This is a genomic window from Azospirillum sp. A29, from assembly GCF_042604625.1.
GTDB lineage: Bacteria > Pseudomonadota > Alphaproteobacteria > Azospirillales > Azospirillaceae > Azospirillum > Azospirillum palustre.
The window spans coordinates 38,830-60,490 of the sequence record NZ_CP170462.1; the positions used below are offsets into that span (position 1 = coordinate 38,830).

Annotated in this window: 14 protein-coding genes and 3 pseudogenes; 9 read left to right on the plus strand and 8 right to left on the minus strand. The window is 62.1% G+C overall.

Annotated features, from left to right (window positions below; translation table 11 throughout):
- Positions 1 to 235: 235 nt before the first annotated feature.
- From ABNQ38_RS07480 to ABNQ38_RS07490, 3 genes are all read right to left on the minus strand, one after another.
- A complete protein-coding gene (locus ABNQ38_RS07480) occupies positions 236 to 505 on the minus strand; it encodes a helix-turn-helix domain-containing protein (RefSeq protein ID WP_377806511.1) in 270 nt (89 codons plus the stop codon).
- A 384-nt stretch (positions 506 to 889) separates the two neighbouring features.
- Positions 890 to 2,341 carry a TRAP transporter large permease subunit gene (locus ABNQ38_RS07485; RefSeq protein ID WP_377806512.1) on the minus strand — a complete coding sequence of 484 codons (1,452 nt, stop codon included), beginning with the start codon at positions 2,339 to 2,341 and terminating at the stop codon, positions 890 to 892.
- Entirely contained in the window at positions 2,338 to 2,877 is a 540-nt protein-coding gene (locus ABNQ38_RS07490) for a TRAP transporter small permease subunit (RefSeq protein WP_377806514.1), read from the minus strand. The genes ABNQ38_RS07485 and ABNQ38_RS07490 overlap by 4 nt, the downstream gene beginning before the upstream one ends.
- Before the next feature lie 572 nt (positions 2,878 to 3,449).
- Here ABNQ38_RS07490 and ABNQ38_RS07495 point away from each other — a divergent pair.
- The 9 genes and pseudogenes from ABNQ38_RS07495 to ABNQ38_RS07535 all read left to right on the plus strand — a co-directional run bounded on the left by ABNQ38_RS07495 (position 3,450) and on the right by ABNQ38_RS07535 (position 13,044).
- Positions 3,450 to 4,028 (plus strand): recombinase family protein, encoded by a 579-nt coding sequence (locus tag ABNQ38_RS07495; RefSeq protein ID WP_377806515.1) that lies wholly within the window; start codon positions 3,450 to 3,452, stop codon positions 4,026 to 4,028.
- 140 nt (positions 4,029 to 4,168) lie between these two features.
- Positions 4,169 to 7,141, plus strand: coding sequence for a Tn3 family transposase (locus tag ABNQ38_RS07500; RefSeq protein ID WP_377806516.1), 2,973 nt, complete (start codon positions 4,169 to 4,171; stop codon positions 7,139 to 7,141).
- 284 nt (positions 7,142 to 7,425) lie between these two features.
- Positions 7,426 to 7,818: a transposase gene (locus ABNQ38_RS07505; RefSeq protein ID WP_377806517.1), complete on the plus strand. Its 393-nt coding sequence runs from the start codon at positions 7,426 to 7,428 to the stop codon at positions 7,816 to 7,818.
- The gene (tnpB, locus tag ABNQ38_RS07510; RefSeq protein WP_109047194.1) at positions 7,815 to 8,162 is read left to right on the plus strand and encodes an IS66 family insertion sequence element accessory protein TnpB; all 348 of its coding nucleotides are present in this window, start codon (positions 7,815 to 7,817) and stop codon (positions 8,160 to 8,162) included. The genes ABNQ38_RS07505 and tnpB overlap by 4 nt, the downstream gene beginning before the upstream one ends.
- An 82-nt stretch (positions 8,163 to 8,244) precedes the next feature.
- Positions 8,245 to 9,660 (plus strand): annotated as a pseudogene (locus ABNQ38_RS07515) (IS66 family transposase); the annotation flags it as partial.
- A 311-nt stretch (positions 9,661 to 9,971) separates the two neighbouring features.
- Positions 9,972 to 10,151, plus strand: a complete 180-nt coding sequence (locus tag ABNQ38_RS07520; RefSeq protein ID WP_377806518.1) for a hypothetical protein — start codon at positions 9,972 to 9,974, stop codon at positions 10,149 to 10,151.
- Positions 10,138 to 12,210, plus strand: a complete 2,073-nt coding sequence (locus ABNQ38_RS07525) for a recombinase family protein (protein ID WP_377806519.1) — start codon at positions 10,138 to 10,140, stop codon at positions 12,208 to 12,210. Before ABNQ38_RS07520 ends, ABNQ38_RS07525 begins: the two co-directional genes overlap by 14 nt.
- Before the next feature lie 25 nt (positions 12,211 to 12,235).
- Positions 12,236 to 12,460, plus strand: a pseudogene (locus ABNQ38_RS07530) (transposase domain-containing protein); the annotation flags it as partial.
- Entirely contained in the window at positions 12,352 to 13,044 is a 693-nt protein-coding gene (locus ABNQ38_RS07535; RefSeq protein ID WP_377806520.1) for a transposase, read from the plus strand. The pseudogene ABNQ38_RS07530 and the gene ABNQ38_RS07535, both read left to right, overlap by 109 nt.
- A 137-nt stretch (positions 13,045 to 13,181) precedes the next feature.
- Here the strand turns inward: ABNQ38_RS07535 and ABNQ38_RS07540 are convergent, their stop codons facing one another.
- The 5 genes and pseudogenes from ABNQ38_RS07540 to ABNQ38_RS07560 all read right to left on the minus strand — a co-directional run bounded on the left by ABNQ38_RS07540 (position 13,182) and on the right by ABNQ38_RS07560 (position 21,081).
- Positions 13,182 to 15,614 (minus strand): ATP-binding protein, encoded by a 2,433-nt coding sequence (locus ABNQ38_RS07540; RefSeq protein WP_377806521.1) that lies wholly within the window; start codon positions 15,612 to 15,614, stop codon positions 13,182 to 13,184.
- A 116-nt stretch (positions 15,615 to 15,730) separates the two neighbouring features.
- The gene (locus ABNQ38_RS07545) at positions 15,731 to 17,443 is read right to left on the minus strand and encodes a methyl-accepting chemotaxis protein (protein ID WP_377806740.1); all 1,713 of its coding nucleotides are present in this window, start codon (positions 17,441 to 17,443) and stop codon (positions 15,731 to 15,733) included.
- 98 nt (positions 17,444 to 17,541) lie between these two features.
- Positions 17,542 to 18,347, minus strand: a pseudogene (locus ABNQ38_RS07550) (IS5 family transposase).
- 434 nt (positions 18,348 to 18,781) lie between these two features.
- Positions 18,782 to 19,576 (minus strand): EAL domain-containing protein, encoded by a 795-nt coding sequence (locus tag ABNQ38_RS07555; RefSeq protein WP_377806741.1) that lies wholly within the window; start codon positions 19,574 to 19,576, stop codon positions 18,782 to 18,784.
- 26 nt (positions 19,577 to 19,602) lie between these two features.
- Positions 19,603 to 21,081 carry a PAS domain S-box protein gene (locus ABNQ38_RS07560; RefSeq protein ID WP_377806522.1) on the minus strand — a complete coding sequence of 493 codons (1,479 nt, stop codon included), beginning with the start codon at positions 21,079 to 21,081 and terminating at the stop codon, positions 19,603 to 19,605.
- Positions 21,082 to 21,661 lie beyond the last annotated feature (580 nt).

Here is a 21,661-nt window from a genome sequence, read left to right on the forward strand (position 1 = left end):
TTCGATGGCAAGCTGATGCTGTCGAAGAAACCACTTCAGAGGGGCCGTCCACCACATCACCTCAATACCCAACCACTCCGTGCACGGCAAAGCGCTGTAGGTATCCAGAGATTGGCTCTTGGCCCACCCCGTGAACTGCGGCCATCCCTCTCTCAAAGCCTGGACCCGAACGCCAGTCGCTCGCCTGAGTTCCTGCAACATAGGAAAGATGCTTTAGGATGCGTAATTCTGGAGGTTATCGCTTTTCTTTGGGAATGATACGTACGCCAATCCCTCCCGTTCCCTGATATTGACCATCGCTGATGCACTCTATTCCAGCCTCAACGAGGAAGTCGTATATTTTTTTCTTAGTTGATGGGCGCGTATTCGCCAATCCGCGCTCAAAATCTATGATTGTTCTTTTTGCCATGTTTCCGCGCTCGGCCATCTCCCTCTGGCTGAAATCCAGAAGAGCTCTTGCCGCGCGAACATGTTCAGGCAATAGCTTTAGCTCCGGTTTCTCCATGTCACATCTCCCTGATCCACGTTTAATATGACTCAATAAGCAATGTATTCAGCATTTGACGTCAAAAAACGCGAAGATCCTTCTTAATTGTATTTTTGTGTATCTCTGCCCCTGTATTGGACAGTTGCCAACGGCCGGTTAATCCAACAGGTTCGATAAGAGCCAAGCGGGCAGCATCAAGAACCAACCAGCAAGGTGCGTCCTGACGAACCAAGCCACCTTGCTCGATGATCGTTAGGAAGAGGGTGTGGAGAGACTCAAGTGACGGTAGGTGGGCGCTGGGTTCGGTCCCTTCATCGTCTCCAGCTCGATTCATTCCGCCGTGAGGCATGGAGTTCTCCCGAGTAGAAAAAGCACGGCTGCCATACCGGCAGCCGTAGCTATTCATTTCTGGAGTTGTTTCATCAGATCGTCGTTCGGACTGCTTTCCTGGTCCGGGAAGGGCGGAGGCGCATTGTCTTCACTCAGCGGGATCTCGATCTTGATCGTGTTGAGATCGATGTCCGGTTCGGCGTCCAGGAAGCTCGTCACCAGCGAGGGGAAGGCGATCACGATTCCCACCATGATGAGCTGCAAGCCGACCCAGGGTATGGCGCCCCAATAGATGTCGCGGCTCTTCACCTCCGGCGGAGCAATGCCGCGCAGATAGAACAGGGCGAAGCCGAAGGGCGGGTGCATGAAGGAGGTCTGCATGTTCACCCCGAGCAACACGCCGAACCACACCAGATCGATGCCCAGCTTCTGGGCCACTGGCGCCAGAAGCGGAATGATGATGAAGGCGATCTCGAAGAAATCGAGGAAGAACGCCAGGACGAACACGAAGATGTTGACGAAGATCAGGAAGCCGACGGCGCCGCCGGGCAGCCCGGTCAACAGATGCTCGATCCACAGGTCGCCGTTTACGCCGCGAAACACCAGACCGAACACCGTCGATCCCACCAGGATGAACACGACCATGGTCGAGATCACCATGGTGGTGGACATCCCCTGCCACAGCAGCTGCCAGCTCAGGCGCCGGTGCATCGCCGCCAGGACCATGGCGCCGACCGCTCCCATCGCGCCGCCTTCCGTCGGCGTGGCCAACCCCATCAGGATGGTGCCGAGCACAAGGAAGATCAGCACGAGCGAGGGAACCATCCCCCACAGGCATTTCCAGATCAGCGGCCAGCCGCGCAGGGTGCGGAACTCCGGCGGCAGTGCCGGCATGTCGTTCGGCCGCACGATGCTGAGCACGGCGATGTAGGCGCAGAACAGCAGGACCTGGACGATCGACGGGCCGATCGCGCCGGCATACATGTCGCCGACCGACTTGCCGAGCTGGTCGCCCAGCACCACCAGCACCAGTGACGGCGGGATGAGCTGCGTGATCGTTCCCGACGCCGCAATGACGCCGGTGGCCAGCCGCATATTGTAGCCGTACCGGATCATGATCGGCAGCGAGATCATGCCCATGGCGATCACCGACGCGGCGACGGTCCCGGTGATCGCGCCGAGAACGGCGCCGACCAGGATCACGGCGTAGGCAAGACCGCCGCGGATCGGTCCGAACAGCTGCCCCATGCTGTCGAGCAGATCCTCGGCCAATCCGCAGCGCTCCAGGATCGCTCCCATGAAGGTGAAGAACGGAATGGCCAGCAGCAGATCGTTGCCCATGATGCCGTAGACCCGTTCGGGAAGGGCCTGTAGCAGCGAAGTCTGGAAGAATCCCTGCTCGATGCCGATGAAGCCGAAAAACAGGCCAACCGCACCGAGAGAGAAGGCGACGGGATAACCGAACAGCAGGAAAACCACCAGCCCGCCGAACATCAGGGGGGCCATCATGTCCATGGGGATCATTGCACGGGCCTCTCATAGGATTGGACGAGGTCCGCGTCGCCGCGCAAGGCCGCGATCCGTTTGATCAGCTCGGACAATCCCTGGGCGGTCAGCATCAGAAAGCCGAAGGGAAGGCAGAACTTGATCGGCCAACGGATCAAGCCACCAGCATTACTAGAATATTCCATCGAGGTCAAAGATGAAAAGAACATCGACCAGGACAGCCAGCCGATGATGATCGTCATTGGCAACAGGAAAAGAATGGTGCCGAACACGTCGATCCAGAGCTTGGCTCTTGGCCCGACATGGCCATAGACGAGATCGACCCGGACATGCCCGTTTACTTTCAAGGTATAAGAGGCACCCAGCATGAACATGGCACCGAACAGGTACCATTGGATCTCAAGCCAAGCATTGGAGCTATAATTGAATGTGTATCGCATCACGGCATTGCCGGCGCTGATCATGCAAGCGGCAAAGACGAACCAGTTGGCAATGTAGCCCAAGCGTTCGTTAAACCAGTCTATATCTCGGCTTAAAGCGAGAAGGCGTCTCACCGCATCCCCCCATTGTTCGGGAGAGAGGTGTCTCCCGTTTTGTTGACTTCAAAGGGCACGAACATCCGCATCCACTCGCGGCACGACTGGTTCAAAGCGCAGAAGATGCCAGGAATCCAGTACGCGGATATTCCTGATGGGTATACCAAATGGGTAGAGAGAGGAACCCCATACGTTGGAGCTACGTACAATCCACAATGTTGCTTGTGGCGCAATATAATTGCCTGATGCATGAACAAATCTACGGGACGGCGATGCAACCTTAAATGCAGCCATTAGCGCTTTTCTAGCAAGCAGACCGCTTCTATCTACCAACATTGTTGGGCGTATCAATTTGCTTCAGCGGAGCTATCTATCTCACAATACGCAAAGCTGAAGGATCAAACTACCTGGGATCTGAGAACGGCCTGACGACATGAGCCATGTAGCGTTGCTACGATTGCTTCTTGCTTTGCATAACTCCTGAGTTTCGCGACACTATGCCACCGGACTGGGTCCTGAGGGATTTTGACGTTGCAAAAGTCTGTCGCGAAAAGAGAGGATTTCGCGATGACTTTTGCGACGGATGCCCCATGCTCATCGGCTATGCGCGCGTCTCCACGGACGACCAGGATCTTTCGCAGCAGCGGGCGTCCCTACAGGCGGCCGGTTGTCGGCGGATCTATGAGGAGAAGGTCTCTGGGGCAAAGCGCGACCGGCCACAGCTTGCCCGGCTGATCGACCAGCTCCGGGCCGATGACATTGTGACGGTCACGCGCCTCGACAGGCTTGCCCGGTCGACCCGCGATCTTCTCGATATTGCGGAGCAACTCCAGGGAGCCGGTGCTGGTCTCCGGTCGCTCGCGGAGCCATGGGCCGATACCACCTCACCGGCCGGCCGGATGGTTCTGACCGTGTTCGCCGGCATCGCCGAGTTCGAGCGCTCCCTGATCGCCGAGCGGACCGGCATGGGCCGCGTGGCGGCCAAAGCACGCGGCGTGCGGTTCGGCCGGCCACCGAAGTTGACCACCGACCAGATCGCTCTCGCTCGGCGCCTGGTCGATGAAGGGCGATCTCCCCGTGAGGCGGCCCGGATTCTCAACGTCCACGCATCGACACTGTACCGGGCGTTTGCCCTTCAAACTCCCAAGGGTACTGCCTCCGATTCTTGACCGGCCCTATGTTAGTTTCCTGTTCTGCGGCTACCCGGACCCAAAGACCGGAAGTAGCGTTTCGGCCAGCTCACTCCGTGACAGCCGCAGACCCGCATCATTATTCTCTCCCGAAAACGAGGTAATGGGAGATTGGAAATATGGCGCGTCGGCGGCTGTTGAGCGAAGACCAGTGGGCAAGGCTCCTGGCGGTGCCGGACGACGAACGCGCGATGGTGCGCCACTATACGCTCAGCAGGGACGATCTCGACATCGTCACCCTCCGGCGCACGGCACACACCCGCCTGGGCTGCGCCATTCTGCTCTGCTATCTCCATCATCCTGGGCGGATTCCCGGGCCGGACGAGCGCCCGCCCATCGCGCTGCTGGCGTTCGTCGCCAGGCAGGTGGGCGCCGAGCCTGACCATTTCATCGCCTACAGTCGGCGTGACCAAAACCGGCGCGAGCAGGTTGCCGCGATCATGGCACGGACCGGTCACCGTGCTTTTGATCGGACCCTTTTTCGCGACCTTGCAGCTTGGCTGACCTCCAAGGCCCAAATCGCACGGGACCCGATCATTCTGGCGACCACCCTGATCGATGAGTTCCGGCGCCGTCGCATCCTGATCCCTTCGGCAGCGATCCTGGAATTGATGCTCCATCAGGCTCGTGGTCGGGCCGAACGGGTTCTACACCGTGCCTTTGTCGATGGTGTCGACCAGCGCACAACCGACGCGCTGGACCGATTGCTGACCATGCAGGCCGACACCGAAACGACCATGCTCGCTTGGTTGCGTCGGGTGCCGGCGGCCCCCACCGCCCGCAACATGCTGGCGGTCATCGAGCGCCTTTCCGCCTTGAAGGAGCTCGGCATCGACCGGTCGCTGCGCGCTCGCGTGCCGGAAGTCGCGTTCGAGCGGCTCGCGGCCGAAGGCCTGCGGATGACGCCGCAGCATCTTCAGGATCTGGCAACGTTGCGCCGGCGGGCTGTGCTCGCGGCCACCGCGATCCGCCTGGAGATGGATCTGACCGACGTCACCCTGTCAATGTTCGACAAGCTGATCGGCAGTCTGGCGCGGAAGGCCGAGCGCCGGACGGCGGAAAACACCCTGCGTTCCGTTCGCGACACCCAAACCCAACTGCGGGTGCTGCTGACCGCGTGCAAGGCGGTGATCGGCGCGCGGGAGGCCGGCGCCGATCCCTACGAGGCTGTCGACAAGGGGGTCGGCTGGTTCCGCTTCATGAAATGCGTCACCGACAGCGAAGCCCTGGCAAAGCCGGAGATCGCCGACCCGCGCACCGAGATGCTTGGACGCTACGCCACCGTTTGGGCCTTTGCTCCCACGCTCCTCAATCGCTTCAGCTTTCTCGGCAGTCCGTCGGTGACTCCGTTGCTGCGGGCGCTTGACACCGTTCGGGCCATGTACGCCGCCGGGCGCCGCACCCTGCCCGAGAAGTCACCGACCGGCTTCATCCGACGCTCTTGGCGCCCCTTCGTCATCAAGAAGGAGGGTATCGACCGGAAAGCCTACGAAATCTGTGCGCTGTCCGAACTGCGTGACCGGTTGCGGGCGGGCGACGTCTGGGTGGAGGGGAGCCGCCAGTACCGGGACTTCGAAAGCTGCCTCATGCCGCGTCCGACCTTCGACATCCTTCGCGAGGAGGGAGCGTTGCCCGTGGCCGTTCCACGCAGCGCCGACGGCCACCTTACTGAAAGAGGCGCGGAGCTCGACCGGATCGTTGCCGAGGTGGCGGGCCTTGCCGAAAAGGGGTTGCTTGAAGACGTCGACCTGTCCGACGGCGAACTCCGCGTCACGCCGATCCGGGACACGACCCCACCGGAGGCCGAAGACCTTGGCCGCCGCGCTTACGATCTCATGCCACGGGTCAAGATAACCGACCTTCTGCTGGAGGTGGATGGCTGGACCGACTTCTCCGGCTGCTTCACGCACCAACGCAGCGGCCGTCCCGCTGACGACAGGGCGGCAACATTGACCGCCGTATTGGCCGACGGCATCAACCTCGGGCTGTCCCGGATGGCTGAAGCCTGCCGGGGGGCATCCATGCGGCAGCTGGCCTGGATGCACGACTGGCACATCCGTGACGACACCTACATGGTGGCGCTCGCCCGCATCATCGACACGCACCGAGCCTTGCCGTTGGCCGCCGTCTGGGGTGACGGGCGCACGTCGTCCTCCGACGGACAATTCTACCGCGCCGGCGGGCGCGGCGAAGCCGTCGGCGATGTGAACGCCCATCACGGCAACGAGCCGGGCATCGCCTTCTACACCCACGTCTCCGATCAGTACGGCCCCTTCCACACCAAGGTGATCGCCGCGACCGCCAGTGAGGCGCCCCACGTCATCGACGGCCTTCTCCATCATCAGAGTGGTTTGGACATCGAGGAGCACTACACGGACACCGGAGGCGCGAGCGATCACGTTTTCGGCCTGTGTGCCCTGCTCGGATTCCGTTTCGCCCCGCGCATCCGCGATTTGAAGGACCGGAGGCTTTACCTGCTGCCCGGTCGGGAGGCACCCGCCATTCTGCGGCCCTTGGTTGGCGGAGCCATCGACATCGAGCACCTCACGGCCAATTGGACGGAGTTGTTGCGGCTGGCGACCTCGATCCGCTCGGGCACCGCGACGGCCTCGGCCATGCTGCGGCGGCTCTCGGCTTACCCGCGCCAGAATGGCTTGGCCCTGGCTCTGCGAGAACTCGGCCGTATCGAGCGGACCGCTTTCACCTTACAGTGGCTGCGTGATCCCGCCCTCCGCCGGCGCGCCAACGCCGGCCTCAACAAGGGGGAGGCTCGGAACGCTCTGGCCAGGGCAATCTTCTTCAATCGTCTGGGTGAGATGCGCGATCGCAGCTTCGAGAACCAGGTCTTCCGGGCATCGGGGCTGAACCTGTTGGTGTCCGCCATCATCCTGTGGAACACACGCTATCTCCAAGCCGCCTTCGCCGAACTGGCAAGCCAAGGGCATTGCGTAACCCCCGAATTGATGCGGCATGTGGCGCCTCTGGGATGGGAGCATATCGGCCTCACCGGTGACTATGTCTGGGGAGCCGACCCTCTTCCGGAAGCCGGTCTCAGGCCGTTGCGGAGGATGCAGTCCTTGCTTGCAGCATGAGTTCCCAGTCCGTTCTCACATCCCGGACAATCTGATCACTTTCGTGTAGTGACCCTAAATACAGGTCGGCGTGGTCGGAGCTGATGTGGTGGAAGACGCCGGCGATCGTGCGCCGGACACGATCGTTGAAGCCCTCGGCCCCGCGCTCGAGCCGTGGGCCCACCTGCTGGTGGACAGCTCCGGGCTGAAGCTGTGTGTACCCCTCCGCCGAGCGCCGCCTTGTGACGGCCCTGGGAAGCTGAATCATGGGGCCTGTCCCTATGGCTATCCCTATGGCAGTCCCTATGACTATCCAACGCGTCGAGGTGATTACGGGTCTGGAGAAGCGTCGGCAGTTCACCGACGAGGAGAAGCTGCGGTTGGTCGAGGAAGCGTTCCAGCCCGGCGTCAAAGCGACTGAGGTTGCCCGATGCCAAGGCGTGGACGTCAGTCTGCTCTATCGCTGGCGCCGCCAATTCTTCGGTCCGCAACCCCGGCTGCCGGCCTTCATGCCGATCACCGTCGCCACCGATGAGCCGTCGCTGGAGGACGCACCGGAACCGACCCCAGCCTCCTGCACTCCGCCCGACGGCATCATCGAGGTTGAGTTCGCGGCGGCCCGTCTGCGGATCACCGGCCCGGCCGATCCGGCTCTGGTCGGAACGGTGATCGCCGCGTTGTCGGGGCGGTCAGCATGATCCCGGTGCCGTCAGGCGTGCGGGTCTGGCTGGCCGGCGGGGTCACCGACATGCGTTGTGGAATGAACTCGCTGGCGCTGAAGGTCCAGGAAGGGCTTGGCCGGGACCCTCATGCCGGCGATCTCTACGTCTTCCGTGGGCGTCGCGGCGACATGGTGAAGTGCCTGTGGCACGATGGGCTCGGCATGTCGCTTTACGCGAAGAGGCTTGAGCGAGGCCGTTTCATCTGGCCCAGCCCGGCAGACGGAGCCGTGGCCATTTCCGCTTCACAGCTCGCGTATCTGCTCGACGCAATCGACTGGCGCAATCCCCAGCAAACCTGGAGGCCACGCTCGGCCGGATAGGCTGCGACACAGTGAATCAGCCCGCCGTGATCCGGCAGGAAGAGCAAGGATCGATGCGGGTTTCAGGGTATAATCCGGCCCTATGGACGCCTTGCCCGACGACATTGCCAGCCTGCGCGCCGCCTTGGCGCAGGCCGAGGCGCGGGCGGACGCGGCGGAAGCCGACGCGGCCCGGGCCAGGGCGATGGCGTCGAATACCGAGGCGCTGATCGCCGGCCTGAAGCTGGAAATCGAGAAACTCCGGCGCGAACTCTATGGCACGCGCTCCGAGCGTAAGGCGCGCCTGCTGGACCAGTTGGAGTTCCAGCTCGAAGAGCTGGAAGCGACGGCCAGCGAGGACGAGTTGGCGGCCGAGCAGGCCGCTGCCCGAACGACCGCGGTGGCGGCCTTCAGCCGCAAGCGGCCGTCGCGCCAACACTTTCCCAACCACCTGCCGCGCGAACGCGTCGTTGTGCCGGCCCCGGCGAGCTGCCCGTGCTGCGGCTCGGACAAGCTGTGCAAACTGGGCGAAACGATCACCGAGACGCTGGAGGTGATCCCGCGCCAGTGGAAGGTGATCCAGACGGTGCGGGAGCGGTTCTCCTGCCGGGCCTGCGAGACGATCAGCCAGCCGCCGGCGCCGTTCCACACCACCCCGCGGGGCTGGGCCGGCCCCAATCTGCTGGCCACCCTGCTGTTCGAGAAGTTCGGCCAGCATCAGCCGCTGAACCGGCAGGCCGAACGCTTCGCGCGGGAGGGTGTGCCGCTCAGCCTGTCCACCCTGGCCGACCAGGTGGGCACCGCCGCCGCGGTGCTGAAGCCGCTGCACGACCTGATCGCCGCGCATGTGATGGCGGCCGGGCGACTGCATGGCGACGACACGCCGGTGCCCGTGCTGGCCAAGGGCAAGACCGACACCGGGCGGCTGTGGGTGTATGTGCGTGATGACCGGCCGTTCGCCGGCCAAGCCCCACCGGCAGCGCTGTTCCACTATTCGCGCGACCGCAAGGGCGAGCATCCCGAACGGCACCTGGCCGGCTTCACGGGCTGGCTGCAGGCCGATGCGTTCGCCGGCTACAACCGGCTGTACGAACCCGACCGCAAGCCGGGGCCGATCCGCGACGTGCTGTGCTGGGCGCATGCAAGGCGCGGCTTCTTCAAGCTGGCCGACATCGCCGCAAACACCAGGCGCGGCAAGGACGCCCCGCCGATCTCGCCGTTGGCGCTGGAGGCCGTGAGGCGCATCGATGCCCTCTTCGATCTCGAGCGCGCCTTGAACGGCAAGCCGGCGGCCGAGCGGCTGGCGGCCCGCCAGGAGCACGGCGTTGCCCTGGTAGCCGCGCTGGAGGATTGGATGCGGACGGAGCGCGCCCGGCTCTCCCGCCATGCCCCCGTGGCCAAGGCGATGGACTACATGTTGACCCGATGGGACGGCTTCACTCGGTTCCTCGGCGACGGCAGGCTATGCCTGACGAACAACGCCGCCGAACGCGGCCTGCGTGGGATCGCCATCGCCCGTCCATTGTGCCCATGCCGGGCAGGATGTTGACGTCCATTACCGCTGGCATCCGCTGCATGGCCGTCGCGTCCGGGTGATGTGGAGCGAGGCGCGCGCCATTGGCCATCTGGTTTTCGTCGAGGCGGCACCCGGCATCATCACGGTGTTGCCGGAATGGATGCTGGACCCTGTCATCTGCGCCGACATGGAACTCGGTACGCCGCGGGTCGCGGTGGAAGCGCTCATCAACCTTCAGCGTCAGCTGAGCGACGGCGGATTCAGGCGAAGCTCTCCAGGCGATGCGATCATCGTCCCGGAGGAGCGACATGAAAATGCCGTCAGCAACAACACGACGGGCCAAGACCCGGCGCCAGTTCAGCATGGCCTTCGACACCGCAAGGCTGCGGACGATCAGCCCGGCCGACCGCGCCGCGGCAGTGGTGCAATTGGCCCTTCTCCTGATGGAAGCCGCAGGTGCCAGAACCGGGGAGCGTGACGATGGCGAACCCTGATCTCCTGCCGCCGTCGGTGCTCAAGCGCAAGGCCGTGGTCTACGTCCGCCAATCCTCCCCGGCGCAGGTCCAGACCAATCTGGAGAGCAAACGGCGGCAGTACGAACTCGTCGACGCAGCCAAGCGCCGTGGGTTCCGCCGGGTCGAGGTGATCGACGACGATCTCGGGCGCTCCGCCAGCGGTACCATGGCGCGGCCCGGGTTCGAGCGGCTGGTGGCGTCGCTCTGTGCCGGTGAGATCGGCGCCGTGCTGTGCCTCGACGCCTCCCGGCTCGCCCGCAACGGCCGGGACTGGCACCACCTGCTCGAACTCTGCGGGCTCGTCGAGGCCAGAGTGATCGACCTCGACGGCGTCTACGATCCGGGGCGACCGAACGATCGGCTGCTGCTGGGTATGAAGGGCAGCATGAGCGAGTTCGAGTTGGGAGTGCTGCGGACCCGGATGCTCGATGCCGCCCGCAGCAAGGCGCGGCGGGGCGAACTGCGCATCAGTGTGCCGATCGGCTATGTCTGGCACCGGGAGATCGGTCTGGGCTTCGATCCCGATCTGCGGGTCCAGGAAGCGATCCGCCTCGTCTTCGCCCGCTTCCGGGAGCTGGGCAGCGCGCGCCAAGTCCTGCTGTCGCTGGCAGCGGAAGGAGTCTGCTTCCCACGGCCGTCCGACGGGAAGAGACTGATTAGCTTCGACTGGACGCCGATCCGCTACCGCAACGTCATCAGCGTGCTCAAGAACCCCTTCTATGCCGGCGCCTACGTCTACGGAAAGAGCCAGCACCGCACCGAAATCGTCGAAGGGCGGGCGCGGAAGAGCTATGGCCACGGCAAGCCGCTTGAAGAGTGGGAGGTTCTGCTGAAGGATCACCACGAGGCCTACGTGGACTGGGACGAGTTTGAGCGCAACCAGACGCTGCTCGCCGCCAACGCCTACGGCCGGGTTGGCGGCGCGAAGTCGGGACGCGGCGGGCGCGCCTTGCTGGTTGGCGTCCTGAACTGTGCGCGGTGCGGACGGCGGCTGACGGTGTCCTACCGTGGCCGTAGCCCGAGCCAAGCCGGCTATCGCTGCGACCGTCCGAACCAGATGCTCGGGCTGCCACGATGCCTTGGGTTCGGAAGTTCCCGGGTGGACGAGGCGGTCGCCGGCGAACTTTTGCGAGCCGTCGAGCCGATGGCGATCGAGGCCGCGCTGGAAGCTGAGCGGAGGCATATGGAGCACCAGACCGAACGACGGCGGATGGCGGAGCTGGATCTTCAGAAGGCGCGCTATGAGGCGACGCTTGCGGAACGGCGCTATGCCGCCTGCGATCCCGACAACCGGCTGATCGCCGCGCAGCTGGAAAAGAACTGGGAGGCGGCGCTTCAGCGTGTCGAGGCGTGCGAAGCGCGGATCGCGTCCGTGTCAGCTCCTGTTCCGGCTCCCGCGGCGCCGGACTTCGCCAGGCTGGCGGACGACCTGCAGGCCGCCTGGAACGCGCCGGGGGTGACCACCAGGGCGCGTCAACGGCTGCTGCGGACGTTGATCGTCAACATCATCGCCGACGTCGACGAGGCGGCGCGCGAGGTCATCCTCACCATCCATTGGCGCGGGGGCCAACACTCGCAGCTGCGTCTCATCAAGCCGCAAACCGGGGAGCACGGTTGCCGAACGCCGGAGGAAGCGATGGCGGTGATCCGCAGCATGGCGACGCGCTGGTCGGATGCGGACATCGCCGCGCAGCTGAACCGGATGGGCATGCGCACCGGGCAGGGGAAATCCTGGACCGGGCACCGTGTCAGCTCGTTGCGCCGGGTCCATGGCATCCGCGCCTACCGGTCGGCCGAGAAGGATGGCGAATGGCTGACCCAGTACGAGGCCGCCGCGGCACTCGGCATCTCGCGCCACCGCCTTGTCCGGCTCATCAATGCCGGGCTGATCGTCGCTGAGCAGGTCGTGCCCGGCGCTCCCTACCAGATCCGTGCCTCCGACCTTCGGGAGCAACGGGTTCTTGCCGCGGTTGGACGCAAAGGCGAACCGTGTCGCCTCGCTTCCGAGGATCAACTTTCAATGTTTCCAGACACTTGAAGAAGAGGGGCACAATGAACACACCATCGCTTTGGGCCGGAAAGCGTGGCTGTTCTGCGGCTCCGATCGCGGCGGGCAGCGGGCGGCGATCATGTATGGCCTGATCACCACGGCCAAGCTCAACGACGTTGACCCCCAGGTGTGGCTCGCCGACGTGCTGGCCCGCATCAACGACATCCCCCAAACCCGCCTGCACGAACTGCTGCCCTGGAACTGGAAGGCAATCCGCGAGCAGAAGAAAGCGGCCTGACCGCGGCGCTCAGCGGATGCTTACAGCTGTGTGGACCGGGCGTACGGCTGACTGAGAAGCACGGCACGAAGCGGCGGCGCTCCTGGCGCGTCCTGCACCTTAGGATGGGCGCGGGCAGCGGGCGGATCGTCGCGACCACGCCGACTGAGCGCGGCGTCGATGACGCTTGGCAGGTTGCCCCTTTGCTCGACCAAGTCGCCGAGCCGGTCGCTTCGATTACGGGCGACGGCGCCTACGACCGAACCGGGGTCTATGCGGCGGTCCACGAGCGCCATCCCGAAGCCGCGGTGGTGGCACCACCGCGCCGCGATGCCCTGCTCAGCGACACGGCCGAGACCGCTCCCACCCAACGCCACCGTCACATCCAAATGATCGCCGAGACCGGACGGATGAGGTGGCAGCAGACCAGCAACTACAACAAGAGGGCTGGCGTGGAGAGCCAAATGGCGCGCTGGAAGGGCGTCCTCGGCGAGGCGCTACACTCCCATTCCGATCAGACGCAGGCCACCGAAGTCGCCATTGACGTCATCGTCCTCAACCGCATGCTCGACCTCGGAGGCCCGAACTCCGTCCGCGTCGCCTGATCACCAACGGAACTGGGGCGTCTCTTGCACCGCTCGCCTCGCTGCAACACACCGGGCGCCGGGGCCAGCATCACGCAAAGTGCGGGAGAACCAGTATCCAGCCAACACTAATAGTGCCTTTTGGCCCCTCCACCACATCAGTGTCGCCCGGTGAGCGTCTCCAGCACCCTCTGCAGCTGCTGGGGCGTGGCCGGCTTGTGGATGACGGCCAAGCCGTGTCCGGCAATCTTCCCGCCAAGGTCGAAGTCGGCCTCGCCCGTCAGGACGAGAGCAGGAATATCGATGCCAATACTATCGCGCAGATGGAGGATAACATCGGTACCGACCTGCCCCCCGCGCAGGCGGTAATCGGTGACGATGACGTCAGGGGGACGACCGCCATCCTTGAGTTTGTCCAGGGCTTGATCGAGGGACTCTGCGGCCAGAACCGTAAATCCCCACTGTTCCAAGTTTATTTTCAGCCCCATCAGCACGTTGACGTCATCGTCCACCACCAGGGCGAGGCGGCCAATTGCGGGCGTCGTGGGGATCGGGGTGGGACCGCGGGATGACATGCCCCGACCGAGAGGCAGTTCGATGGAGAACACCGATCCCACGCCCCGCGTCGACCGGACCGTCACCGGGTGGCCGAGCAGTGCGGAAAGGCGACGCACGATGGCGAGCCCCAGCCCTAATCCCTGGTTGCGGTCGCGCTCCGGGTTGCCGACCTGGTAAAACTCCTCCCATACCAGTTCCAGATGCTCGGGCGGGATGCCGATCCCGCTGTCCGCGACGTCGAGGCGCAAGGCACCGTCCATCTCCTTGCAGGTGATGGAGACATGCCCCCGCTCGGTGTGGCGTATGGCATTCTTGATCAGGCTGCGCAGCATCTGTCCCAGCAGAGCACGGTCGCTGCGCACTGTCTCGTTTCTATGGATCACCTGCAGTTCCAGGCCCCGGGCGGCGGCCAGCGGTGCATAGGCGTCCGCGATCGGTCCAATCACGGCGCCTATGGCAAGTTCCTGGATGTCGGGCTGGACCACCTTCGCATCCAGCCGGGAAATGTTGAGAAGGTTGTCCAGCAAATCGCGCAGGGTGTTCAATCCACTTTCCAGATGCCTTGCCGGATCCTGACCGCCCGTGGCGATGTGCGGCTTGACGACTTCCAGGAACAGGAACAACGACTGCAAGGGTTGCCGCAGGTCATGGCTGACGGCCGCCAGGAAGCGCGATTTGCTCCGCGTCGCCTGCTCAGCGGTATCGCGGGCGCGTTCGGCATCCTCCATCGCCGTCTGGATCTGTTGCTCCGCCAGCCGGCGTTCCGTCACGTCGGTAGCGGCGCCGAACCATTCGGTGATTTTACCGTCAGCGCTTAGAAGCGGCACCGTTCGCGAAAGCGTCCACCCGAACGTACCGTCCGCGCGGCGGCTCCGGTGCTCCAGAACGAAAGCCTCCCGTTTGTGAACGGCATCCCGGATCGCCTCCTCAACCAAGGTCCGGTCTTGAGGATGGATGTAATCATGCAGCCAATTGCGGTTCGGTCGCTGCCTATCGGCAGAACGGCAGCCTTTGCCGATCAGGCGCATCTCGGTCCAGTCGGGGGTGGCGCGATAGACGACATAGGAGGTTGCTTCCACCAGCGCACGAAGCCGGGCCTCGCTCTCGTGGAGGGCCGTTTCGGCATGCCGCCGCCGGGTGGTTTCCCAATTCGTGAGCAGGAGACCCCACCCCTCCCCCCTCGGCAAGGCGACTCGGCTCAACCGCCAGTTGAACCATGCCGGTTCAGGGCACCTACCGTCCCTTTCCAACATGACCTGTTCGTCATTGACTATATAGGGCTCGCCGGTCTCCAGCGTCCGACGGCAGATCGCCTCGAAGTGCGGCAAGAAACCCGGCCATATCTCGTGCACGGCCCGTCCGACGACCGTCCTGTCGGGGACCATGGCCTGGAAGGCGGGATTGGCCAGCAGGATGGTGAGATCGGTTCCCCGGATCAGGGCGCTGCCGCCGAAGCTCTGCGCGAAGGTCGCGTCCAGCAATTCGCGCTTGCGTTGAAGATCGCGCGTGATCCGCCTATTCTCCGCTTCGACGCGATGCCGCACCGTGACCTCGACTGCCGTCATCAGGACGCCGCCGATGCCGCCGCCGGAGTCGCGGACCGGACTGTAGGCCAGATCGAACCAAGTCTTCTCCCCCATGCCGTGCCCCTGGACTGCCAGTTCCACATCCGAAACAAGGCCGGCCTCGCCGTGCAGTGCGGCTTCGACGGCCGCCGCATCCAGTCCCCAGGCATCCGCCAAGCAGCCGCGCACCGGTTGCCCCAGGATGGCGGATCGTCCACCACCGTGATCTCCGGTGGCGGCGATCCGGTGATAGGCATCGTTGTAGATCAGGACGAGGTCGGGTCCCCACAGGACGGCCTTCGCCAGAGGGGAACCCGACATCAGTTCCACGACGATGCGGAGGGACGCCGGCCAGTCCTCCGCCGGCCCGAGAGCCGTGCGGGACCAGTCGAAGGTTCGGATGACCTGCCCCAAGGCATCACCACAAGCCGGCCCAATCGTCGACAATCGGTCTTCGCCAGCATCCATGTTCGTCATCCTGGGTGAATAGGCCGCAGCCTTCGGGGGTAGGTGGACGGTTGGACAGGACCCTTCGGCCATATTCCTTTTGCTCATGGTCTTTTTCCCCTGGGGATCTGCGACGTTCAGGCGGCCTTGATCGACGACAGGAAGCGGTCGACGTTCGATCGCAGGGTTTCGGCCTGCTGCGACAGGCTGCCGGCCGAACCCCGCACCTGCCGTGCCGCCGCGCCGGTCTCGCCGGTCGCCAGGGTCACGGCGCCGATGATGCCGGACACCTGCCGCGTTCCGGTCGCAGCCTGCTGGACGTTGCGGGAAATCTCGGCGGTGGCTGCTCCTTGCTCCTCGACCGCGGCGGCGATCGAGGCCGAGATCTCGTTGATCGAGCCGATGGTTTCGCCGATGTCGGCGATGGCGCCGACAGCCTCTCTGGTCGCGTCCTGGATCGCCGCGATCTGGGCAGCGATGTCCTCCGTGGCCTTGGCGGTCTGGTTGGCCAGACTTTTGACCTCGCTGGCGACGACGGCGAAGCCCTTGCCGGCTTCGCCGGCACGGGCCGCCTCGATGGTGGCGTTCAGCGCCAGAAGGTTGGTTTGGCCGGCGATCTTGGTGATGAGCTGCACCACCGCGCCGATGCGCTGGGCGGTGTCGGCCAGCCCGCGCACCGTTGCGTTGGTGCGTTCGGCCTGGGTGACCGCCTGCCCGGCCACCGCCGTCGACCGCGTGACCATGCCGGCGATCTCGCGGACCGAGACCGCCATCTCTTCCGTCGCGCTCGCCACCGTCTGCACGTTGGCACTGGTCTGTTCGGATGAGGCTGCCGCGGTCGTCGCCTGGGTGCTGGTGCCTTGGGCCGTCGCCTCCATCGCCTGCGCCGTGCTGTCCAGTTCGGCGGCGGCGGCGGCCACCGTACGCAGGGCTTGGGCGGCGTCCTGTTCGAAGTGGATGATCAGCCGGTCGACCGTCTCGGCCCGCTTCTCCTTGGTGGCCTGTTCCGCGGCCTGGGCGGCGGCGAGCCGGTCCGATTCGATCAGCCCGTCCTTGAAGATCTGGACGGCCCGGGCCATCGCGCCGATCTCGTCGCCGCGCGTGCCGCCATCGATCGCGGCGGCATAGTCCCGACGCGCCAGGAGCAACATCGTGCCGGTCAGGCTCGAAATCGGACGCGAGATGGTTTTCACCGCCAGCCAGCCACCGAAGATGCAGAGTGCCAGAGCCAGCAGGATCGTGATCACCATGCCGACGACCGCCTCGTCGTAAGCGGCCTCACCAGCTTTCGCCGCCATCTCGGCCTGATCCGCATTGTATGTGATCAAGGTGTTGATTGTGTTTTCCACCTTGGTCACGGCGTCGCGGGATTCGCCCTGCATGACGGCCAGCGCCGCTATGTTGTTATTGTCGCGGGACAGCGGGAGGAGCTTTTCGCTGCTGATTGTTTGATAAGCCCGCCAAGCAGTGAGGAATTCGCCGTATAGGGCTTTCTCCCTGTCGTCGTCGACGATCATCTGACGGTACTGGTCGTGGGCGTCGTCGAAAGCCTTCAATGCGGCGGATAGCCGCAGCTCGACCTTTTTCTGGCTTTCCTCCGTTTCGCTGAGGATGTGCTGAGTTTCCTGAACACGATACTTCAGAGCGGCTTCATGCATCTCCGCAAGTGTCTGGATGGATGGCAATACATTTTCACGGACTTTCCTTGCTCCCGCGTTGAGTTTGGAAATCTCAAAGAATGAAAATCCGCCAAGGGCGATAAGAAGTGCGAGGAAGAGGCTCAGGAGAAGCAGAATCTTCATTCGAATCGATGCGGTGTGAAGTATGTGCATTGTGAAACCCTGTCCCATTGGTGGTTTGGTTTGGATAAACACGTGCCCTCTGGCGCTTCGTCGAAGCTGTTGAAAAGCGCAATACTCCTCTTCACCATGGGTGAGATTAAGAGCGCCTAACAGAACCATCTCTGGACGAAGCGCCAGCAGATGAGGCCGGCGGCAATGTGGTGGAAGGCGGTGAAGATGTCGGCTCGGCGTTCATAACGGACGGCGATACGGCGGAAGCGGGCAAACCAGGCCAGGGTTCGCTCGACCACCCATCGGTGCCGTCCCAGGCGCTCGCTGCTCTCGATGCCGCGTCGGGCGATGCGTGGAATGATCGCGCGGCGGCGCAACGCCCGCCGGCAGTGGGCAAAGTCGTAGCCCTTGTCAGCGTGCAGTTTGGCCGGACGACGTCGTGGCCGGCCGGCACACTGGCGGATTGCCGGTACCGCATCGACCAACGGCTCCAACAGCTTGCTGTCGTGCCGGTTGGCGGGAGAGATCTTCAAGGCGAGCGGGATGCCATTGGCATCGACGAGGATATGCCGCTTGGAGCCCGGCTTTCCACGGTCCGTCGGGTTCGGGCCGGTCTCCTCGCCCCCCTTTTTGCCGGGATGGCGGCGCTGTCCACCGCAGCCCGCTCCCAGTTGATGGCGTTGGCATAGCCGAGCCGGTCGAGCAGCAAACGATGCAACCGCTCCCAGACGCCGGCCTGATGCCATTCGTGCAGCCGGCGCCAACAGGTCATGCCTGAACCGCATCCCATCTCCACCGGCAGCAGTTCCCAGGGAATGCCGGAGCGCAATACGAACAGGATACCGGTCAGCGCCGCGCGGTTGTCCAGCCGAGGCCGCCCGCCTTTCGGCTTAGGCGGCTCCGGCGGGAGCAAGGGCTCAATCAGTGCCCACAGGGCATCGGAGACGAGAGGTGCAGCCATGCCCCTCCCAACAGCCCAATCCCCGTTTTGTTAGGCGCTCTAACAAGCCCCGGTGTGCCATGGCCTGCCGAGCGCTTTCGTCACCCGTAACCGTGGTCTGGGCCTTTTCGAAGCATCAGGCCGCTTTCCAGCATCCGGGACATGAATGCCCCTGCGCATGGCGCGGCACCGCGGCAAGCCCTGCTGCCGCGCAACGGCGCGCCTTCGGCGCAGGGCCTGGCGGCCAGGCGTGCCGCGCAACCCTTTCTTCGTCCCGAAGGCAGGCTGATCCCGCGCTCAGTGCGCGGGTGTCATTGTTGGCCAGTTCTCACGCGGATGCGGCCTTTGCTGGCTTACGTCTCCCTGCTTCTCCTCCATTTCGTTTGAGGCACTCTAAAGTGCCTTGCGAAATCGAGCATAATCGATCAACAAATGTTGACCGAACATTGCGGCAATTAATGTGGCACTAAAGCTTGATGCGATATCAACCTCGTATAATCTTCAAATTCCAGTGGAACTGACAGAAAATATCCTTGACCAATTTGACAACCGGAGGTCTTCAGCCAATCAAGTTGATCTTTGGTCTCTATACCCTCGGCAACGATTTTCAGACCAAGCGAATGCCCAAGGATGATCATTGATCGGATGATCGCCTCATCTACATATGTATGTCCAATGCCAGATACAAAGCTCCTGTCTATTTTAAGCTCAGAGGCAATTTTATGCTTGATATATGGAAAAGAAGAATATCCGACGCCGAAATCATCAATTGATATGCCTATCCCTGCCTGCTTTATGAGTTCCATCTTCTTCAAGGATCCAGAGTTTGTTTCCAAACGCTCACGCTCCGTAATCTCGATTCCCAGTATCCGTTGAGGAATATCTGCATCTTCAACGCTTTGAATAAGCTCATCGATAAAGCCGGGAATACATAAGGACAGAGGCGATATGTTGACGCTGATCGGCGGGAAATTGAGGGCGAACGCCTGCCAAGCCTGAATCAGCCCAATAATCCTTCTGTAAACGAAACGATCGAGATCGACGATCTGGTTGGTCATTTCGGCGACGGGAATGAAATCGGCCGGCGAAATCTCTCCGAGACGCGGATGGCGCCAACGAATCAAGGCTTCGGTACCAACCAAACGACGACTGTCGTCTAGGGCATATTGGGGTTGAAATACCATCCTGAGCCATTGGCTGGAGTTGGTGAGAGATTCCCGCAGAGCGTCGGCGATGGCCGTGTGCATCATGGTCTGCACCTTGACTTCTTTGTTTCTCAACGTGCGAGTATCTGCGCAGCGTTCCTTGTCTTTAGCAACGCATCGGCACTTTGGTTGATGGCAGTGGAAATCTGAGCAATGTTTCCGGTGATCGTTCCGACGACGATGGCTGCGCTTTGCATATTGGACGACATGTCGCGCGTGACGGCCGTCTGCTCCTCCACGGCAGAAGCCGTAACAGACACGTTCCGCTGTACATCCCTGATGGAGTTTGTAATGCGGCGGAGGGAGGATACGACGTCATGCGACGTGGATTGAATCCGTTCGATTTCCTGGCCGATCTGCTCGGTGGCTCTTCCCGCCTGATTGGCCAGGTTCTTCACCTCGCCAGCCACCACAGCGAAGCCTTTTCCGACTTCGCCTGCACGGGCGGCCTCGATGGTGGCATTCAAGGCGAGAAGATTGATTTGCGCTGCGATGTTTTGAATGATACCGAGAATGTTGCCCATGTCGGCGGCGGCCTGTGAAAGACGCTGCGACGAGGTGTCGGCGGACTGGGCTTGCTCGGCTGCCCGGTCGGCGGCGATTTGCGATTCGACCATCCGTTGGGCGATTTCGTTGATCGAGGCGGAAAGCTCTTCGGAACTGGCTGCGACGGTCTGCACGTTGCCGAATGTCTGACTGGCGGCGGAGCCGACGGACAAAGCCAAGGAGTTGGATTGCGAAACGGCAGCCTCGATTTCCGTGAAGTTGGAATCGATCATCGTCTTGAGGTTGGCCAGCAGGCTGACCTGGTCGGTGATGTCCGTGGCGAACTTGACGATCTTGAACAGCGAGCCGTTCAGGTCGAAAATCGGATTGTAGCTGGCCTCCAGCCAAATGATGCGACCGCCCTTGGCAATCCGCTTGAATTGCCGGCGCTGGAATTGCCCCTGACGGAGCTTTTCCCAGAACTGCCGGTATTCGAGGCTGTCCCGGAATTCCCGCTCAACGAACAGGCTGTGGTGCTTTCCCTGGATTTCGGGGAAGCCATAGCCGATCACTGCAAGAAAATTATCATTTGCCGAAATGATAGTTCCGTCAGGAGTGAATTCGATGACGGCTTGCGATTCCTTAATGGCGTTGAACTGACCGATCAGATTGGCATATTCCCGTTTCTGGTCGGTGACATCCGTTGCATATTTGATCACCTTGCGGGGGGTGCCGTCCTTGCGCAGCACCGGATTGTAGGACGCCTCGAGCCAGACCTCTCTGCCGCCCTTGCCGATGCGCTTGAACTGCGTGCGTATGAATTGGCCGCTTTTCAGCTTGTTCCAGAAATCCTGGTATTCGGGGCTGTCCCGGAAGGCTTTCTCGACAAAAAAACTGTGGTGCTTTCCCTTCACTTCCTCGAAGGTATATCCCATCGTTTCAAGGAAGTTGCCATTGGCGGCGAGAATGGTCCCTTCCATATCGAATTCGATGAAGGCTTGCGAGCGATCCAGGGATGCAAGGACTGCTTCAGCGTCGCTGCGCTTTGATGATTGAAAGAACACCTTAGAATCCTTCTCGATTTCCTACTGCTGATACTTGGTGTTTTCACTTTTCTGGGATACTTGGTGTTTTCACTTTTCTGGACATGATGATCACGTTCTCAGCCGCTTTCTGCGCTTTCAGCCGCAACTGAATCATTAGCCGGATGGGTGATCGGGCCGTAGTGGCTTGGAAAGCTATACGGGTTTTCTCTGCCGCAGAACTGTATTTCTTGGCGCAGAAAACGATTACATTTCAATTTATGATTAATCTCTCGTTTCAATGCCAACTCCCTAGTCATCAAGTGATTTGCAGACGTATGATTATCAAATCTTTCTGACTGAAAATCATCCTAAAACAGCGATTTCGCGCTAAGCGAATGGGTTTTCTGCACCGATAGAAAGTCCAGACCAAAATAGTTTAAATAGTTAGCTATATGGAATAAGTAATAGATATATGCATATGGGGAGGTTTTGTACTTTTTTATCACCTAATCATCTGATTTGTATTCGGCAGATTACAAAAAATTACTTTTAGGATTTTTTTCTCTCTCTACGCATGCGCTCACGCCCCAGGGCAATCGCTTGATCCTCATGCCTGTAG

Bases quoted from the DNA above. Each gene is read 5' to 3' on its own strand.
- tnpB (WP_109047194.1), top strand. From the start codon at position 7,815: ATGATCCCGGTGCCGTCAGGCGTGCGGGTCTGGCTGGCCGGCGGGGTC.
- ABNQ38_RS07505 (WP_377806517.1), top strand. From the start codon at position 7,426: ATGACTATCCAACGCGTCGAGGTGATTACGGGTCTGGAGAAGCGTCGG.
- ABNQ38_RS07500 (WP_377806516.1), top strand. From the start codon at position 4,169: ATGGCGCGTCGGCGGCTGTTGAGCGAAGACCAGTGGGCAAGGCTCCTG.
- ABNQ38_RS07520 (WP_377806518.1), top strand. From the start codon at position 9,972: ATGCCGTCAGCAACAACACGACGGGCCAAGACCCGGCGCCAGTTCAGC.
- ABNQ38_RS07545 (WP_377806740.1), bottom strand. From the start codon at position 17,443: ATGGGACAGGGTTTCACAATGCACATACTTCACACCGCATCGATTCGA.
- ABNQ38_RS07540 (WP_377806521.1), bottom strand. From the start codon at position 15,614: ATGGATGCTGGCGAAGACCGATTGTCGACGATTGGGCCGGCTTGTGGT.
- ABNQ38_RS07485 (WP_377806512.1), bottom strand. From the start codon at position 2,341: ATGATCCCCATGGACATGATGGCCCCCCTGATGTTCGGCGGGCTGGTG.
- ABNQ38_RS07495 (WP_377806515.1), top strand. From the start codon at position 3,450: ATGCTCATCGGCTATGCGCGCGTCTCCACGGACGACCAGGATCTTTCG.
- ABNQ38_RS07525 (WP_377806519.1), top strand. From the start codon at position 10,138: ATGGCGAACCCTGATCTCCTGCCGCCGTCGGTGCTCAAGCGCAAGGCC.
- ABNQ38_RS07555 (WP_377806741.1), bottom strand. From the start codon at position 19,576: ATGATGCACACGGCCATCGCCGACGCTCTGCGGGAATCTCTCACCAAC.
- ABNQ38_RS07480 (WP_377806511.1), bottom strand. From the start codon at position 505: ATGGAGAAACCGGAGCTAAAGCTATTGCCTGAACATGTTCGCGCGGCA.